Source organism: Promicromonospora sp. NPDC059942, from assembly GCF_042731755.1.
Classification (GTDB): domain Bacteria; phylum Actinomycetota; class Actinomycetes; order Actinomycetales; family Cellulomonadaceae; genus Promicromonospora.
This window is the reverse complement of record NZ_JBHWLR010000001.1, coordinates 553,874-571,237: the sequence shown is the minus strand read 5'-3', so window position 1 is coordinate 571,237 and position 17,364 is coordinate 553,874. Positions and strand designations below refer to the sequence as shown.

Annotated in this window: 10 protein-coding genes and 1 tRNA gene; 3 read left to right on the top strand and 8 right to left on the bottom strand. The window is 72.1% G+C overall.

From position 1 onward, the window contains the following. Positions 1-164 precede the first annotated feature (164 nt). A complete protein-coding gene (locus ACFV9Q_RS02500; RefSeq protein WP_377232985.1) occupies positions 165-1,817 on the bottom strand; it encodes an ABC transporter substrate-binding protein in 1,653 nt (550 codons plus the stop codon). Positions 1,818-2,033: 216 nt separating this feature from the next. On the opposite strand from ACFV9Q_RS02500, the gene ACFV9Q_RS02495 reads away from it, so the two are divergent. Then, entirely contained in the window at positions 2,034-2,834 is an 801-nt protein-coding gene (locus ACFV9Q_RS02495; protein ID WP_377232984.1) for a class I SAM-dependent methyltransferase, read from the top strand. A gap of 6 nt (positions 2,835-2,840) precedes the next feature. Here the strand turns inward: ACFV9Q_RS02495 and polA are convergent, their stop codons facing one another. Beyond that, a complete protein-coding gene (gene polA / locus ACFV9Q_RS02490) occupies positions 2,841-5,570 on the bottom strand; it encodes a DNA polymerase I (protein WP_377232983.1) in 2,730 nt (909 codons plus the stop codon). A gap of 112 nt (positions 5,571-5,682) precedes the next feature. On the opposite strand from polA, the gene ACFV9Q_RS02485 reads away from it, so the two are divergent. After that, positions 5,683-6,066: a PaaI family thioesterase gene (locus ACFV9Q_RS02485; RefSeq protein WP_377233004.1), complete on the top strand. Its 384-nt coding sequence runs from the start codon at positions 5,683-5,685 to the stop codon at positions 6,064-6,066. Between the two features lie 190 nt (positions 6,067-6,256). On the opposite strand, the gene ACFV9Q_RS02480 is transcribed toward ACFV9Q_RS02485, so the two are convergent. After that, positions 6,257-6,916: a GNAT family N-acetyltransferase gene (locus ACFV9Q_RS02480; RefSeq protein WP_377232982.1), complete on the bottom strand. Its 660-nt coding sequence runs from the start codon at positions 6,914-6,916 to the stop codon at positions 6,257-6,259. A 147-nt stretch (positions 6,917-7,063) separates the two neighbouring features. Then, positions 7,064-7,726, bottom strand: coding sequence for an ANTAR domain-containing response regulator (locus tag ACFV9Q_RS02475; protein ID WP_285102343.1), 663 nt, complete (start codon positions 7,724-7,726; stop codon positions 7,064-7,066). 71 nt (positions 7,727-7,797) lie between these two features. Between ACFV9Q_RS02475 and ACFV9Q_RS02470 the strand changes: the two genes are divergently transcribed. After that, positions 7,798-7,874: transfer RNA gene (locus ACFV9Q_RS02470), tRNA-Leu, on the top strand. 87 nt (positions 7,875-7,961) lie between these two features. Here ACFV9Q_RS02470 and ACFV9Q_RS02465 read toward each other — a convergent pair. The 4 genes from ACFV9Q_RS02465 to gltB all read right to left on the bottom strand — a co-directional run bounded on the left by ACFV9Q_RS02465 (position 7,962) and on the right by gltB (position 17,355). Next, positions 7,962-9,626, bottom strand: coding sequence for a RyR domain-containing protein (locus tag ACFV9Q_RS02465; protein ID WP_377232981.1), 1,665 nt, complete (start codon positions 9,624-9,626; stop codon positions 7,962-7,964). 166 nt (positions 9,627-9,792) lie between these two features. After that, positions 9,793-11,229, bottom strand: a complete 1,437-nt coding sequence (gene pyk / locus ACFV9Q_RS02460; RefSeq protein ID WP_377232980.1) for a pyruvate kinase — start codon at positions 11,227-11,229, stop codon at positions 9,793-9,795. 71 nt (positions 11,230-11,300) lie between these two features. Further along, positions 11,301-12,779, bottom strand: a complete 1,479-nt coding sequence (locus tag ACFV9Q_RS02455; RefSeq protein ID WP_377232979.1) for a glutamate synthase subunit beta — start codon at positions 12,777-12,779, stop codon at positions 11,301-11,303. After that, positions 12,772-17,355: a glutamate synthase large subunit gene (gltB, locus tag ACFV9Q_RS02450; RefSeq protein WP_377232978.1), complete on the bottom strand. Its 4,584-nt coding sequence runs from the start codon at positions 17,353-17,355 to the stop codon at positions 12,772-12,774. The genes ACFV9Q_RS02455 and gltB overlap by 8 nt, the downstream gene beginning before the upstream one ends. Positions 17,356-17,364: the final 9 nt, after the last annotated feature.

Below are 17,364 nucleotides of genomic sequence, written 5' to 3'. Positions count from 1 at the left end.
CTGCGGAACATTCTCCCGGACATCACCCGGTGTTCTGGCTCCGCACAGTGGAGGGGGGGGGGGGGGGGTTTCGCGCCCCCCCCCCCCCCCCCCCCGACCTGAGGTATTTCACCCTAGGGCGTGGGCGCCCCAGGCAGTTCGAGAGGGAACCTTACCCCTCTCGACTACTCGTCACCGCCGAGGGTGATGACGCTGTACACCTCGTCCTGCACCGGGGAGATCGGGTAGCCCTCGACCCCGGGTGCGACGACGAGCGACGGCACCGGGCTGGCCAGCGGGACACCGGGGAGGGCGTCCATGATCACCTCGTTGGCGTTCTTGTAGGCGTCCTCCTGCTCGTCCAGCGGAGCGTTGCGGGCGTCCTTGATCGCGTCGAAGACCTCCTGGTCGTCGAAGCCCCACTCCAGCGACGGCGCCCCGAAGAACGTGCCGATGAAGTTGTAGGTGTCGTTGTAGTCACCCGTCCAGCCCAGCAGGTGCAGACCGTGCTTCTCGCCGCCCTGGATGGTGTCGATGTACGTCGGGCTCCACGGCTCCGGCGTCGCCGTCACCGTGATGCCGACCTCCTCGAGGTCCGCGGAGACGGCCTCGTAGATCGCGGCGGGGTCCGGCATGTACGGACGCGAGACCTCGGTCGGGTAGTTGAACTCGAGCTCGAGGTTCTCCTGGCCGGCCTCCTTGAGGAGCTCCTTGGCCTTCTCGGGGTCGTAGTCGTAGGTCGTGACGTCGTCGCTGTAGCCCGTGACGATCTCCGGCACGAACTGCGTGGCGGGCACGGTGCCCTCCGGGAGCGTCGCCTGGACCAGGCCCTCCTTGTCGATCGCGTACGCGATCGCCTGGCGGACCTTGATGTCGTCCAGCGGCTTCTGCGCCTGGTTCATGCCCAGGTACAGGATGTTGAACGCGTCGCGGTCCAGGAGCGTGTAGCCGGCCTCCTTGAGCGCGTCGACGTCGGCCGGCGCGACCAGGTCGTAGCCGTCGATGTCACCGGCCTCGAGCGCCTGACGACGCGCGGTGCCGTCGGCGATCACCGTGAAGACGATGGTCTTGACGTCGCCGATCTCGCCCCAGTAGTTCTCGTTGGCGGTCAGAGTGACGCTCTCGCCGCTCTTCCACTCCTTGAACGTGTACGGGCCCGTGCCGACCGGGTGCTCCCGGCCGTACTCGGTGAGCTTCGGCGCGTCGGCCGTGCCCTCGACGTCGTCCGCGCCGAACTCCTCCATCGCCGTGGGCGACTGCATGGAGAACGACGGCAGCGACAGCGCCGGGACCAGCTCGGGGATCGGCGTGTTCAGCGTGATGACGGCGGTGGCCGCGTCGGACGCCGCGCACGAGTCGTACAGGCTGTCCTCGCCCGCACCACCGAAGACCGCCTTGTAGTAGTACGAGAGGTTCTCGTGGGCGGCCAGACCGGTCCAGTCGTGCCAGCGGTCGAAGTTGGCGCACACGGCCTCGGCGTCGAAGTCCGTGTCGTCCTGGAACTTCACGCCCTCCTTGAGGTGGAACGTGTACTCCAGGCCGTTGTCGCTGATGTCCCAGCTCTCGGCGAGCAGGGGGGCGGGGTCGGCGGTGCCGGGCTCGACACCGACCAGGCCCTCGAAGATCTGGCGGGCGACCCGGAACGTTTCGCCGTCGCTGGCGAACGCGGGGTCGAGCGAGCTGGGCTCGGCCGATCCGGCGAAGACGAACGTGCCGTCACTGCCCCCGCCCTCACCGCCGTCGGCGTCCCGCTCGCTGGCGACACAACCGCTCAGAGCCACCGCGAGCGCGGTCACCAGGGTGACGCCGCCCGCAAGGCGCGTAGCGCGTCGACGCATGGCACTCTCCTTCCTCGAGCGCATCGGCAGGCCCGGGTTCGGGCACGACGACGCGCAGACGTTTGCGCCTGACCTTAGGAGCCCTTTCGTTGCTTCCGTATTTCGCTACGGCACTCGCAATCCAATCGTGACCCTTTTGTTACCGCTATGAATGTGGTAGTTGGCCCGGGCTTCACCGGTGCGTGCGGGCGCGGGCCGAACGGGGATGATGGCACCGTGACCTCTGACGAACCGGTGTCCTTCGGCTACCGCGACCTGCCCGACGACCGCGGCGTCGCCCGGAGCTGGTGGGACGCCAACGCCGGCGAGTACCTCGACGAGCACCGTGACTTCCTCGGCGACGCCGGGTTCCGCTGGGGCCCGGAGGGTCTGACCGAGGCGGAGGCGGGCCTGCTGGGCGACGTCGCCGGGCGCGACGTGCTGGAGGTCGGGGCCGGGGCCGCGCACTGCTCGCGCTGGCTCGCGTCCCGCGGCGCGCGGGCGGTCGCCACGGACTTCTCGGCGGGCATGCTGGCCGGTGCCTCCCGGCTGGACGCCGCGACCGGCGTCGTCGTGCCGCGGGTGCAGGCCGACGCGCGGGCGCTGCCGTTCGCGGACGGCAGCTTCGACGTCGTCTTCACGTCGTTCGGCGCCCTGCCCTTCGTGCCCGACCCCGTCCGTGTGCACCGCGAGGCCGCCCGCGTGCTGCGGCCCGGCGGCCGCTGGGTGTTCTCGGTGACCCACCCGCTGCGGTGGGCGTTCCCGGACGACCCGAGCCTGCACGGCCTCACGGCCAACCGGTCGTACTTCGACCGCCGCCCCTACGTGGAGGCCGACGCCGCCGGGCGGGTCGTCTACGCGGAGTACCACCGCACCGTCGGCGACCACGTGCGTGACGTGGTCGCCGCCGGGCTGCGCCTGGTCGACCTGGTCGAGCCCGAGTGGCCGGACTGGAACGACCAGGTCTGGGGTGGCTGGGGCCCGGAACGCGGCCGCTACCTGCCGGGCACTGCGGTCTTCGTGACGACCCGCCCCTGACCGCGGTTAGTGGCCCGCCTCGTGCCAGGTGGCGCCCGTGCCGACCGAGACGTCCAGCGGCACGTTGAGCTCGAACGCCGCGCCCATCTCGGTGCGCAGCACCTCCTCGGCCGCGTCCCGCTCGCCGGGCGACACCTCGAGCACGAGCTCGTCGTGCACCTGCAGCAGCAGGCGCGAGGCGAGGCCGCGCTCGTCGAGCGCGCGCTGCACACGGAGCATCGCGAGCTTGATGATGTCGGCGGCGCTGCCCTGGATGGGCGCGTTGAGCGCCATCCGCTCCGCCATCTGCCGGCGCTGCCGGTTGTCGCTCGTGAGGTCGGGCAGGTAGCGGCGCCGGCCCAGGATCGTGGCGGTGTACCCCGTGGCACGCGCCTCCTCGACCACGCCCGACAGGTAGTCGCGCACGCCGCCGAACCGCTCGAAGTAGTCGTCCATCAGCGTCTGCGCCTCGCCCGTGGCGATGTTGAGCTGCTGCGACAGGCCGAAGGCGCTCAGGCCGTAGGCCAGGCCGTACGACATGGCCTTGATCTTGGAGCGCATCTCGGGGGTCACGTCGGCGGGGTCGACCTCGAACACGCGCGAACCCACGTAGCGGTGCAGGTCCTCCCCCGAGTTGAACGCCGCGATCAGGCCCTCGTCGCCCGACAGGTGCGCCATGATGCGCATCTCGATCTGGCTGTAGTCGGCCGTCAGGAGGGACTCGTAGCCCTCGCCCACCCGGAACGCCCGGCGGATCTGCCGGCCCGCCTCGGTGCGGATCGGGATGTTCTGCAGGTTGGGGTCGGTCGAGCTCAGGCGGCCCGTGGCGGCGATCGTCTGCTGGAACGTCGTGTGGATGCGGCCGTCCGGGGCCACCGACTTCAGCAGCCCCTCGACCGTGACCCGCAGGCGCGAGACGTCGCGGTGCGCCAGCAGGTGCGCCAGGAACGGGTGCTCCGTCTTGACGAACAGGTCCTGCAGGCTCGCCGCGTCGGTGGTGTAGCCGGTCTTGATCTTCTTGGTCTTGGGCATGCCGAGCTGGTCGAACAGGACCTCCTGCAGCTGCTTGGGGCTGCCGAGGTTCACCTCGCGGTCGATCACGGCGTAGGCGTCGGCCGCGGCGTCGGCCACCCCCTGGGCGAATTGCTTCTCCAGACCCGTGAGGTACTCGGTGTCCGCGGCGATGCCGATGCGCTCCATGCGCGCGAGCACGCCCGACAGCGGCAGCTCGACGTCGTCCAGCAGGTGCGTGGCGTCGCGGTCGGCGAGCTCGCCCTCCAGCGCGGTCGCCAGGTCGGCGACGCCCTGGGCGCGCACCGCCTCCGCCTGCCCCTCGGTGTCGCCCTCCAGCGACAGGTCCAGCGCACCCTGCGCGCCCTCCGGCTCGACGACCTTGAGCTCCCGGCCCAGGTGCCGCACGGCGAGGTCGCCCAGGTCGTAGCCGCGCTGGTCCGGGTAGCACAGGTAGGCCGCGAGCTCGGTGTCGAACACGACGCCGTCGAGCTCCATGCCGCGCGCCGCGAGCATGTGCGCGGCGGCCTTGGCCCCGTGCAGCACCTTGGGCGCGTCGGCGTCGGCTAGCCAGGCCGCGAGCGCCTTCTCGTCGTCGGGCCCGAGCTGCGTGAGGTCGAGGTAGGCGGCCTCGCCGCCGGGCTGTGCCACGGCGACGGCCCAGGCGTCGCCGCCGCCGGGCGTGGTCTTGCCGGACACCTCGACGCCCACGCGCCCGGTGCGGGCGGCGAGCCAGGCGCCGAGGGTGCCCGGGTCGAGGTCGGCCAGGTCGAGCTCGACGGACGCGCCGGCGGGCGCCTCCTCCTCGGCCACGCCCGCGGGGTCCACGGCGAGCAGGCGGTCGCGGAGCTGGCCGAACTGCAGCGTGTCCGAGACGAGGTGCACGGCCGCGCGGTCGAAGCCCTCCAGGGCGAGGTCGGTCACGGCGAGCGGTAGCTCGACGTCGGTCAGCAGGGCGTTCAGCTCGCGGTTGACCCGCACCTGGTCGAGGTGGGCGCGCAGGCTCTCCCCCGCCTTGCCCTTGACCTCGTCGGCGGCGTCCAGCAGCGCGGCGAGGCCGCCGTGCGCGGTGATCCACTTGGCGGCGGTCTTGGGCCCGACGCCGGGCACGCCCGGCAGGTTGTCGCTGGTCTCGCCGACGAGCGCCGCGAGGTCCGGGTACCGCTCGGGCGGCACGCCGTACTTGGCCTCGACCGCCTCGGGGTCCATGCGGGCCAGCTCGGAGACGCCCTTCTTGGGGTACAGGACGGTGACGTCGCCGTTGACGAGCTGCAGCGTGTCGCGGTCGCCCGAGCAGACCAGCACCTCCATGCCCGCGGCGCTGGCCTGCGTGGACAGGGTCGCCAGGATGTCGTCGGCCTCGATGCCGGCGAGCTCGATCGAGCTGATCCGGAGGGTGTCGAGCACCTCCTTGATCAGGGGCACCTGCCCCTTGAACGCGTCCGGTGTGGCGTCGCGCGTGCCCTTGTAGGCGGGGAAGCGCTCCGTGCGGAACGTGACCCGGCCCGCGTCGAACGCCACCGCCATGTGGGTGGGCTGCTCGTCACGCAGCAGGTTCGTCAGCATCGACGTGAAGCCGTAGACGGCGTTGGTGATCTGTCCTGAGCTGGTCGCGAGGGTGTCGGGCAGCGCGTAGAACGCCCGATAGGCCATGGAATGGCCGTCGATCAGCAGGAGACGGGGGCGGCCTGAGGACGGCGTACCCGGAGTACGGCTTGGCGCGGTGGAGGTCACGCCTGACAACATAGCTCGCATGACTGACACGAGCGCTTCCGCGACGCCTTCCGACGCCGGTTCCGGCACCGGCTCCGGCACCGGCTCCGGGGCCGGTTCCGGGGCCGAGATCGACTGGAAGGCCATGTACGCCGGCGCGGAGACCGCGGGCACGCTCTTCGAGCGCATGGAGATGGAGCTCCTGGAGCTCGCCCCGGACCGCGCCGTCGGGCGGATCCCGGTGAAGGGCAACACGCAGCCCGCGGGCCTGCTGCACGGGGGCGCCTCCGTGGTGCTCGCGGAGACCCTCGGCTCGCTGGCCGCGCAGGCGCACGCCGGGCCGGGCAAGAAGACCGTGGGCATCGAGGTGAGCGCCACGCACCACCGGGGCGCGCGCGACGGCCACGTCACGGGCACGGCGACGGCGATCCACCTGGGCCGGTCGACGGCGTCCTACGAGATCGTGATCACCGACGACGCAGGCAAGCGGGTGTGCACGGCGCGCCTGACCTGCATGATCCTCGGCTGAGCCGAGGCACCCGCACGACGTGCACCGGCGCCGCCGACAAGCACCACAGTGACCGACGGCATCGCCGCCCCAGGGAAAGGCTTACGCAGCCGGGGAGGTAACGGAGAGGTAGCACTGCTACGTGCTCGTTACCCTCCCCGCTGCGAAGGCATTTCCCCGGCCCTGGTCTGCTGCGGCGGCCGTCGCCGTGCTAGCCGGCCTTCGCCGGGTGGCGGCGCGACGGTGCGCCGCCGCCCACCGCGCGCATGTCGATGGGCCCGGACTCCATGACGGAGCGGGCCCGGCGCCGGCGGGCGATGAGATCCTCGATGCCACTGCGGGCGGACCGGCGGCCGTGCGCGGCGCCGTCGCGGGCGGTGGCCTCGGCCGCGAGGCGGCGCTGCAGCGCGGCGACGGACGCCACGCGGTGGCCCGCGGCGGGGGCGAACCCGAGCCGGGCGAGGAAGCGCTGCACGCCCCGGTTGCCGGGTACGGGCGCGGAGTAGATGTCGTGGCAGTCGTGCTCGGCCGCGAGGTCGGTGGCCGCCCGCAGCAGGGCGTGCCCGACGCCGTGTCGGCGGGCCTGCGGCGACACGAACAGCATGTCCAGGTACAGGCTGGCGCGCTCCGCGAAGAGGTAGGCCGCCACGACCCGGCCGAGGACGACACCGACGACCTGGCCGTCCTGCTCCGCGACCAGCACGTGACCGCCCGCGGCCAGGAGCACGCTGAGGTGCTCCAGCAGCCGGTCGGCCTCCTGGGCGCCGAGCTGAGCCCCGGTGGGCGAGTCGTCGCGGGCGGCAACGGCCAGCGCCGCGACGGCGGGCAGGTCGGCCTCGCGCGCGGGGTGGATGTCCAGCACGGTGCGCACGCTCATCTCCTCCCGGGTGTCCGCGGGCCGGGCGTCACGCCCGGCTCCGCGCAGACACTAGTCCCGAGCGGGCCGGCAGAAAACAGGCAGTGCTGAATTTCACCCGCTCCGGGACGACGGTTCCGGATGGCGCGTCTCACCGGTCGCTCAGGCCCCGACCTGCTCGATGACGGCGTCGGCGACCTCGCGCATGGTGAGGCGGCGGTCCATCGACGTCTTCTGGATCCAGCGGAACGACTCCGGCTCCGACAGGCCCATCTTGGTCATGAGCAGACCCTTGGCGCGGTCCACGCGCTTCCGGGTCTCGAAGCGCTCGGTCAGGTCGGCGACCTCGGCCTCCAGCGCGCCGATCTGCGAGTACCGCGAGATCGCGATCTCGACGGCGGGCAGCAGGTCGGCCGGGGTGAAGGGCTTGACCACGTAGGCCATGGCGCCGGCGTCGCGGGCGCGCTCGACGAGCTCCGTCTGCGAGAACGCCGTGAGCAGCACGACGGGCGCGGCGTGGGCCTTGCCGATGCGCTCGGCCGCGGAGATGCCGTCCAGCTCGGGCATCTTGACGTCCATCACGACGACGTCGGGCTTGAGCTCGATGGCCAGGTTGACGGCGGTCTCGCCGTCACCCGCCTCACCCACGACGTCGAAACCCGCCTCGCGCAGGGTCTCGACCACGTCCATGCGGATGAGTGCCTCGTCCTCCGCCACGACGGCGCGACGGGAGGGGTTGGCGGGAGCTGCCTCGGGCTCGGCGTCGACCAGCGGGGGCAGATCCAGGGAAAGCTTCTCGGTGTTCTCGTCGGTCACGAAGGACATCCTACGTTGCGCACCTGGGCTTGGGACCCAGCCCGGCGGTGTGGTTCGATGTCTGCTGCACCACGCGGCGTGCCCCCGTAGCCCAACCGGCAGAGGCAATCGGCTCAAACCCGATCCAGTGTGGGTTCGAATCCCACCGGGGGCACCACTCGTCATCACCGGCTGACCGCGGTTCAGCATGCACCTGCTGCCAGCGGGACGGTCGTCCTGGCAGCAGGTGCATGGTCATCCTGCGTCAGCCGACGGCGACCGGGCTCATCTCGTACCGGACGACCTCCAGGCCGAACTCCGCCAGGATCTCGGGCAGCAGCCGCACCACGTCGCGATCCTTCTCCCGGTTCGACTCGGACAGCTCCGACCACGGCACGCCGATCATCGGGTGGATCCGGGCGGCGTCGTCCCGCACCGGGCCGCTGCGCCAGCCCGCGGCGACCCGCACGGACTCCCACAGCTCGTGCTCGGCCTCCGCGAGCCGGTCGAGCTCGGCGCCGTCGAACACCACGTCCGGGGCGCCGTCGCGCGGCGCGATCGTCGCGCCCATGCGCGACAGGCGCGCGGGCAGCCCGACCACCCAGCCGCGGTTGGAGGCCCGCAGGTCGTCCGGCAGGTCCTCCCAGCGCACCATCGCGGGGACCTCGCCCCAGCCGACGCCGCGCTCGAGCTGGTTGCGCAGGTAGACGTGGTGCACGGAGCGCGCGATCCGCTCGTACATGTCGGCGTGCGCCCGGGCCTCGACACGCTCGACGTCGGCGAGCAGGTCGCGCGTGGTCACGGTCCGCAGCCGGCCGTCCAGGTTGTCGAGCACGCGCGACGCCTCGGTGCCGAAGGCGCTCGTCAGGCCCGCCAGGCCGTCGAGCAGGAGCACCAGCGACCCGGGGCCGCCGTGCCACAGCCGGGTCGCCGTCAGCGCCACCCGCAGGGACACGCCGTCCGACGCGTGGCACACGTACACGGTGTCCGGTGCGCCGCCGCCCGCGCCGAGCACCGGCACCGCACGCAGCTCGATCCGCTGGGCCACGGGCGACCAGCGGGCCCGCAGCTCGCCGGCCACGTGGTCGGCGTCGTCCGCGCTCAGGTCGACGACCAGGCGCAGCCCGTCCCCCGCGAGCTCCCACTCCCGGGCCAGCCCCACCACGAGGGCCTTGGCGAACTCGCCCGAGCCGACCACCACCAGGTGGGTCACCGGGGCCGGCCCGCCCGGGGCGTCCAGGATGCGCCGCACCTCGCGGACGGCGAGGGCCTGCGCGGCGATCACATCGAGCGTGAAGAAGTCCACGCCGGGCTCGGCGCAGCTCAGGTGCCGCGCCTGGAGCGCCACACCGAGGTCGGGGTCGCTGACGTGCGCGTACAGCCGGTCGGGGCCGCTGCCCGCGCGGCGGACCGCGGCCTCCGCCTCGGCGACGGTCAGCACGTTCGCCGTCGCGTCGGTGGTGTCGTCGACGCACGCGTACAGGACGGTGGCGCCCGTGAGGCCGACGCCGGGCAGCCCCGCTGCGTCCGGGGTGCGCAGCACCCGGTGCCCGGCCGCGACCAGCGCGGCGGTGACCGTGTCGGCGGCGTCGGTCTCCCCGACGACGATCGCGTGGCCGCGGGCACGGCGCTGGTTGAACCGCCGGATCTCACCGGTGAACAGGGCGCGCGCCGCCTCGAACAGGGCGTAGACGGCGGTTCCGGGGGCGAGGAACCGCGCGACCTGGAGCTGCCAGGACAGCGGCCCGCCGTCGCTGGCGGGGTCGGCGCCCAGCACGAAGAGCTGCAGGTCGTGGTAGACGACGTCGTACCAGGTGCGGCCGGGCACGTGCGTGGTGTCGAGCATCAGGCCCCACCAGCCGAGGCTGAGCGAGACCACCACGAGGACGGCGAAGCCGATCCGGGACCAGGGCAGGGAGGCGCGGTTCACGCCGGGAACAATAGCGACATCTCCGCCACCCGACTGCCAGGGTGACAACGACGACGCCGAGTCAGCATGTTGGTCCGCCCGGCCCCGGGAATTCCCCGGGGACGAGGCGGACCAACATGCTGACTCGGCGTCGTCGTCGACTTCGCGTCGTCGTCCTACGTCCGCGTCAGGCCTTGCTGCGGCCGTCCGTGTGCGAGCCGATGCGGTGCACCAGGATCGAGTTGGTCGTACCGGGGACGCCGACCGGCGCACCCGAGACCACCACGACCGTGTCGCCCTTCTCGGCCAGGCCCTGGTCCTGCAGGGTCAGGTCCACCTGGGCCACCATGGCGTCCACCGTGTCGACCTTGGGCACGAGGTACTCGGAGGTACCCCACGTCAGGGCGAGGGTGTTGGCGACGTCCTGCTCCGGGGTGAACGCGAGCAGCGGGATGGACGAGCGCAGGCGGGACATCCGGCGCGCGGAGTCGCCCGACTGCGTGAACGTCACGAGGTACTTGACCCCGAGCGTCTCGCCGATCTCGGCGGCGGCACGCGTGATGGCGCCACCACGGGTGTGCGGCGTGGAGCCGAGGGGCGCGATGCGCTCCCGGCCGGCCTCCTCCGTGGCCTCGATGATCCGGGCCATGGTCTGGACCGTGATGATCGGGTAGTCGCCCACCGAGGTCTCGCCCGAGAGCATGACCGCGTCGGCGCCGTCGAGCACCGCGTTGGCGCAGTCCGAGGCCTCCGCGCGGGTCGGGGTCGGCGACGTGGTCATCGACTCCAGCACCTGCGTGGCGACGATGACCGGCTTGGCGTTGCGCCGCGCCATCTCGACGATGCGCTTCTGCACGAGCGGCACCTGCTCCAGCGGCATCTCGACCGCGAGGTCACCACGCGCCACCATGACGCCGTCGAACGCGGCGATGACCTCGGCGAGGTTCTCCACGGCCTGCGGCTTCTCGATCTTGGCGATGACGGGGACCGTGCGGCCCTCCTCCTCCATCACCCGGCGGACGTCCTCGTAGTCCTTGGCGGACCGCACGAACGACAGCGCGATGAAGTCGGCACCCAGGGCGAGCGCCCAGCGCAGGTCCGACTCGTCCTTGTCGGACAGGGCCGGCACGGACACGGCGACGCCGGGCAGGTTGATGCCCTTGTTGTTCGAGACCGGTCCGGGGACCTCGACCTCGGTGACGACGCGCGGGCCGTCGACGGCGGTGACGCGCACGCGCACCTTGCCGTCGTCGATCAGCAGCGGGTCGCCCACCTGGGCGTCCTGGGCCAGACCCTTGTGGGTGGTCGAGACGATCTCACGGTTGCCGAGGATGTCCTCGGTCGTGATGGTGAACGTGTCGCCCTTGTTCAAGAAATGCTTTTCGTCTCCCGCGAACCGGCCGAGCCGGATCTTGGGTCCCTGCAGGTCGACCAGTACGGCGACCGACTTTCCTGCCGCCTTCGCGGCCTCTCGCACGTTGCGGTATACCGCCGCATGAGCCTCCTGCTCGCCGTGGCTGCGGTTGATCCGCGCCACGTTCATGCCGGCGTCAACGAGTTCCCGGAGTTTTTCCGGGCTCTCCGTGGCGGGTCCGATGGTGCACACGATCTTGGCTCTGCGCATGTCTCCAGCCTAGGCATGGTGGGCGCCAGTGCGCCCTGTGGGGGTGTACAACTCCCGGTGAAGTTCTCGGGTCACGATCGCAGAGCGAGCGTGCGCGGGCGCACCGGGGCGGGCAGCTCGGTGCTGCCCTGGAGGTAGGTGTCAGCCGCAGCGGCCGCGGCGCGGCCCTCGGCGATCGCCCACACGATGAGGGACTGCCCGCGGCCGGCGTCACCGGCGACGAACACGCCCGGCAGGCTCGCGGCGTAGTCGTCGCCGCGGGCCACGAGGCCACGCTCGGTGACCTCGATGCCGGTCTGCTCCTCGAGCACGCCGACCTCGGGACCGGTGAAGCCCATGGCCACCAGCACGAGGTCCGCGGGGATCTCGTGCTCGGTGCCCGCGCGCGGCGCCCGGCGGCCGTCCGGCAGGTACTCGGTCTCGGCGACCTTGAGGGCGCGGACGTTGCCGCCCTCGTCGGCCACGAACTCGACCGTGGAGGCCAGGTAGGTGCGCTCGCCGCCCTCCTCGTGCGAGGTCGAGACCTCGAAGAGGATCGGGTCGGTCGGCCACGGCTGGTTCGCCGGGCGCTCGACCGGCGGCTTCTTGCCGATGGCGAGCGTGGTGACGCTGGCGGCGCCCTGGCGCAGCGCGGTGCCGAGGCAGTCCGAGCCGGTGTCGCCGCCGCCGATGATGACCACGTGCTTCCCGGCCGCCGTCGGCGCGCCCTCGGGCAGGTCGTCGGGCGTACCGGCCGCGACCGCCTTGTTGGCGGGCGCCAGGAAGTCCATGGCGTAGTGGATGCCGGCCAGGTCCCGCCCCGGCAGGGGCAGCTCCCGCGGCACGGTGGCGCCCGTGGCGACCACGACGGCGTCGAACCGGCGGCGCAGGGCGTCCCAGCTGATGTCCTCGCCGATCGTCACGCCGGCGCGGAAGCGGGTGCCCTCGGCCTCCATCTGCGCCAGGCGGCGGTCGATGTGCAGCTTCTCGAGCTTGAAGTCCGGGATGCCGTAGCGCAGCAGGCCGCCGATGGCGTCGTCGCGCTCGTAGACGACCACGGTGTGGCCGGCGCGCGTGAGCTGCTGCGCGGCGGCCAGGCCCGCGGGGCCCGAGCCGACGACGGCCACCGTGGAACCGGTGAGCCGCTCCGGGACGTGCGGCGTGACCAGGCCACGCGCGAACGCCTCGTCGATGATCGAGACCTCGACGTTCTTGATGGTCACCGCGGGCTGGTTGATGCTCAGCACGCAGGACGACTCGCACGGCGCCGGGCACACCCGCCCGGTGAACTCCGGGAAGTTGTTCGTGGCGTGCAGGCGGTCGATCGCGTCGGCCCACTGGCCGCGCCAGACCAGGTCGTTCCAGTCGGGGATCAGGTTGCCGAGCGGGCAGCCCTGGTGGCAGAACGGCACGCCGCAGTCCATGCAGCGGCCGGCCTGCTCCTTCAGGAACGCCTGACCCTCTTCGCGGTGGGCGTGCGTGTCCTTCCAGTCACGCAGCCGCACCTCGACGGGACGGTTCGGCGGGAGCTCCCGCTCCCGGACCTTCAGAAATCCTCGGGGGTCAGCCACGTGCCACCTCCATGATCTGGTTCCACACGGACGGGTCCCACTGGGTCTTGCCCGAGATGTCGGTGCCGTCGGCCTCGGCCTCGGCGAGGGCGAGGCGCACGCGCGCCCAGCCCGGGGGCAGCAGCCGGCTGAACCGGCCCCGCGCGGCGGCGGGGTCGGCGAGCAGCTCGGCCGCGACGGTCGAGCCGGTCTCGGCCAGGTGCCGCTCCAGGAGTCCGCGCACGGTCTCCCAGTCGGCGTCGGTAAGGACGCCGACGGCGAGCTCGCCCGCCTCCAGCGCCGCCTGGTTGACGCGGGAGACCCGCAGGTCCAGGAAGAACGCGGTGCCGCCGGACATGCCCGCGCCGACGTTGCGGCCCGTGGGGCCGAGCACCAGCACGGTGCCGCCGGTCATGTACTCGCAGGCGTGGTCGCCCACGCCCTCGGCGATCAGGGTCGCCCCGGAGTTGCGCACACCGAACCGCTCCCCCACGCGTCCGCGCAGGAAGACCTCGCCGGAGGTGGCGCCGTAGCCGATGACGTTGCCCGCGATGACGTTGGCGCCGTCGAGCACGGAGGCCCGGTCGGGCCGGACCGCCACGCGGCCGCCCGACAGACCCTTGCCGACGTAGTCGTTGGCGTCGCCGAACAGGCGCAGCGTGATGCCGCGCGGCAGGAACGCGCCGAGCGACTGGCCGGCGGACCCGGTCAGGGTCACCTCGATCGTGTCGTCGGGCAGGCCCGCGCCCCGGTACCGCTTGGTCACCTCGTGGCCGAGCATGGTGCCGACCGTGCGGTTGACATTGCGCACCGGCAGCTCGATCTTGACGGCCTCCCCGCGCTCCAGCGCCGGCGCGGCCGCCGCGATGAGCTGGTTGTCCAGCGCGCGGGCCAGGCCGTGGTCCTGCACCTTGGTGTGGCGCAGGGACGAGCCCTCCTTGAGCTGCGGCCGGGCGAGCACCGGCGTCAGGTCGAGACCCTCCGCCTTCCAGTGGTCGACCGCCTTGCGGGTGTCGAGCACCTGCACCTGGCCCACGGCCTCCTCGAGGCTGCGGAACCCGAGGGCCGCGAGGTGCTCGCGCACCTCCTGGGCGATGAACTCGAAGAAGTTCACGACGAACTCCGGCTTGCCGGTGAACCGGCTGCGCAGCTCGGGGTTCTGCGTGGCGACGCCGACAGGACACGTATCCAGGTGACAGACGCGCATCATGACGCAGCCCGAGACCACCATCGGCGCCGTGGCGAAGCCGAACTCCTCGGCGCCGAGCAGCGCCGCGACGATGACGTCGCGACCGGTCTTCATCTGGCCGTCGACCTGCACCACGATGCGGTCGCGCAGGTCGTTGAGCACGAGCGTCTGCTGGGTCTCGGCCAGGCCGATCTCCCAGGGCGTGCCGGCGTGCTTGAGCGACGTGAGCGGCGAGGCGCCCGTACCGCCGTCGTGCCCCGAGATGAGGACGACGTCGGCGTGCGCCTTGGACACGCCCGTGGCCACGGTGCCCACGCCGAACTCGCTGACCAGCTTCACGTGCACGCGCGCCGACGGGTTGGCGTTCTTCGCGTCGTGGATGAGCTGGGCCAGGTCCTCGATCGAGTAGATGTCGTGGTGCGGCGGCGGCGAGATGAGGCCGACGCCGGGGGTCGAGTGCCGGGTGGCGGCGACCCACGGGTACACCTTGTTCCCGGGGAGCTGGCCGCCCTCGCCGGGCTTGGCGCCCTGGGCGAGCTTGAGCTGGATGTCGGTGGCCTGCGTGAGGTACTCCGACGTCACGCCGAACCGGCCCGAGGCGATCTGCTTGACGCGCGAGCGGCGCTCGTCGTCGTACAGGCGCTCCGGGTCCTCGCCGCCCTCGCCCGTGTTGGAGCGGCCGCCGAGGCGGTTCATCGCGATCGCGAGGGTCTCGTGCGCCTCGGCCGAGATGGAGCCGTAGGACATGGCGCCCGTGTTGAACAGCTTGACGATCTCGGAGACCGGCTGGACCTCGTCGATCGGCACCGGCTCGCGGTCGGGGCTGAAGCGCAGCAGGCCGCGCAGCGTCATGAGGCGGTTCGACTGCTCGTCCACGCGCCGCGTGTACTGCCGGAAGATGTCCATCCGGCCGGACCGCGTGGCGTGCTGCAGCCGGAACACCGTCTCCGGGTCGAACAGGTGGTCCTCGCCGTCGCGGCGCCACTGGTACTCGCCGCCCGTGGTGAGGCGCTCGCCCGGCTTCTTGTTGCCCGACGGCGGGTATGCCTCGGCGTGCCGCGCCGCGACCTCGGCCGCGATGACGTCCAGGCCGATGCCGCCGAGCCGCGAGGTGGTGCCGGTGAAGTAGTCCTCGACCAGGTCGTGGGACAGGCCCACGGCCTCGAAGATCTGGGCGCCGCGGTAGGACATGATCGTCGAGATGCCCATCTTGGACATCACCTTGAGCACGCCCTTGCCGAGCGCCTTGATGAGGTTGGCGACGGCCTGCTCCGGCGTGACGTCCAGGTACCCGCGGCGGGCGAGGTCCTCGACCGTCTCCATCGCGAGGTAGGGGTTCACGGCGGCCGCGCCGTAGCCGATGAGCAGCGCGACGTGGTGCACCTCGCGCACGTCGCCCGCCTCGACCACCAGGGAGACCCGGTTACGGGTGTGCTTGCGCACCAGGTGGTGGTGCACGGCGCTCGTCAGGAGCAGCGACGGGATCGGGGCCAGCTCGGAGTTGGCGTCGCGGTCCGAGAGCACGAGGAAGCTCGCGCCCTCCTCCACGTACCGGTCGACGTCGGCGAAGATCGCCTCGAGCCGGGCCAGCAGCGCGCCGCCGCCGCCCGAGACGTCGTACAGGCCCTGGATGGTCTCGGCCTGGAACAGGCCCTCCAGCTCGCGGTCGCGCTCGACGTGCACGACCTTGGCGAGCTGGTCGTTGTCCAGCACCGGGAAGCCGAGCACCAGCTTGCGCGCGTGCTCCGGCAGGTCCTCCAGGAGGTTCGGCTCCGGCCCGATGGCGCTGCCGATGGCGGTGACCAGCTCCTCGCGGATCGCGTCCAGCGGCGGGTTGGTCACCTGCGCGAACATCTGCGTGAAGTAGTCGAACAGCAGCCGCGGCCGCTGCGAGAGCACCGCGACGGGCGTGTCGGAGCCCATGGCGCCCAGCGGCTCGCCGCCGGTGGTCGCCATCGGCGACAGGATGATCTTGAGCTCTTCCTCGGTGTAGCCGAAGGCCCGCTGCCGACGGCGCACCGACGCCGGGCTGTGCGCCACGTGCTCGCGGTCGGGCAGCTCGTCGAGGTAGACCGAGTGCTCGCGGATCCAGTCCCCGTAGGGGTGCATCGAGGCGAGGCCGGACTTGACCTCCTCGTCCTCGACGATCCGGCCGGAGCCGGTGTCGACGAGGAACATCTTGCCGGGCTCCAGGCGGCCCTTGCGGACCACGGTGGCGGGGGCGATGTCGAGCACGCCGGCCTCGGAGGCCAGGACGACGAGGCCGTCCTCGGTGACCCACCAGCGCCCGGGGCGCAGGCCGTTGCGGTCGAGCACCGCGCCGATCAGGGTGCCGTCGGTGAACGTGAGGGAGGCGGGGCCGTCCCACGGCTCGATGAGGTTCGCGTTGTACTGGTAGAACGACCGCAGGGCGGGGTCCATGCCCGGGTTGTTCTCCCAGGCCTCCGGCACCATCATCAGCACGGAGTGCGGCAGGGACCGCCCCGACAGGTGCAGCAGCTCCAGCACCTCGTCGAAGCTCGCCGAGTCGCTCGCACCGGGCGAGCAGACCGGCTGGAGCGGCGCGAGGTCGCCGAGCAGGTCGGACTCCATGGTGCCCTCGCGCGCCGCGACCCAGTTGCGGTTGCCGCGCACGGTGTTGATCTCGCCGTTGTGGGCCAGCAGCCGGAACGGCTGGGCCAGGGGCCACGACGGGAACGTGTTGGTGGAGAACCGCGAGTGGACCAGCGCGAGCTCGGTGGCGTACCGCGGGTCCGACAGGTCGGGGAAGAACGGCTCGAGCTGCGCCGTCGTCAGCATGCCCTTGTAGGTCAGGGTGCGGGCACTGAGCGAGGCGAAGTACAGCCCGACCTCGTTCTCCGCCCGCTTGCGCAGGCGGTAGCAGCGGCGGTCCAGGTCGATCCCGGACAGGCTCCGCGAGGGGTCGGCCACCACGATCTGGCGGAACACCGGCATCGAGGCGCGCGCCGTCGGGCCGACGATCCCGGCGTCGACCGGGACGTCGCGCCACGCGAGCACGTCGAGCTTCTCCTCGGCGGCCAGGGCCTCGACGCGGCGCACCATGGCGTCGCGCTCGGCCTCGTCGGTCGGCAGGAACGCCGTACCGATCGCGTACATCCCGGCGGGCGGCAGGTCGACCCCCACGACGTCCCGGACGAACGCGTCGGGGATCTGGGTGAGGATGCCGGCGCCGTCGCCGCTGTCCTCCTCAGCTCCCACCGCGCCGCGGTGGTCGAGGTTCAGCAGGGCGGTGAGCCCGGCATCGACGATGTCGCGCCCGGGCGTGCCACGCAGGGTCGCCACGAAGGCGACGCCGCACGCGTCATGCTCGGCTGCGGGGTCGTACAGGCCGCCTTCAAACGTCTGCGTGGGCAGCCCAACCCTCTGTGTCGGCAACGGCTTGGTCATGGGTCCTCA

Coding starts and splice junctions, on each gene's coding strand:
- ACFV9Q_RS02500 (WP_377232985.1), bottom strand. CDS start 1,817: ATGCGTCGACGCGCTACGCGCCTTGCGGGCGGCGTCACCCTGGTGACC.
- polA (WP_377232983.1), bottom strand. CDS start 5,570: ATGTTGTCAGGCGTGACCTCCACCGCGCCAAGCCGTACTCCGGGTACG.
- ACFV9Q_RS02485 (WP_377233004.1), top strand. CDS start 5,683: ATGTACGCCGGCGCGGAGACCGCGGGCACGCTCTTCGAGCGCATGGAG.
- ACFV9Q_RS02475 (WP_285102343.1), bottom strand. CDS start 7,726: ATGTCCTTCGTGACCGACGAGAACACCGAGAAGCTTTCCCTGGATCTG.
- pyk (WP_377232980.1), bottom strand. CDS start 11,229: ATGCGCAGAGCCAAGATCGTGTGCACCATCGGACCCGCCACGGAGAGC.
- gltB (WP_377232978.1), bottom strand. CDS start 17,355: ATGACCAAGCCGTTGCCGACACAGAGGGTTGGGCTGCCCACGCAGACG.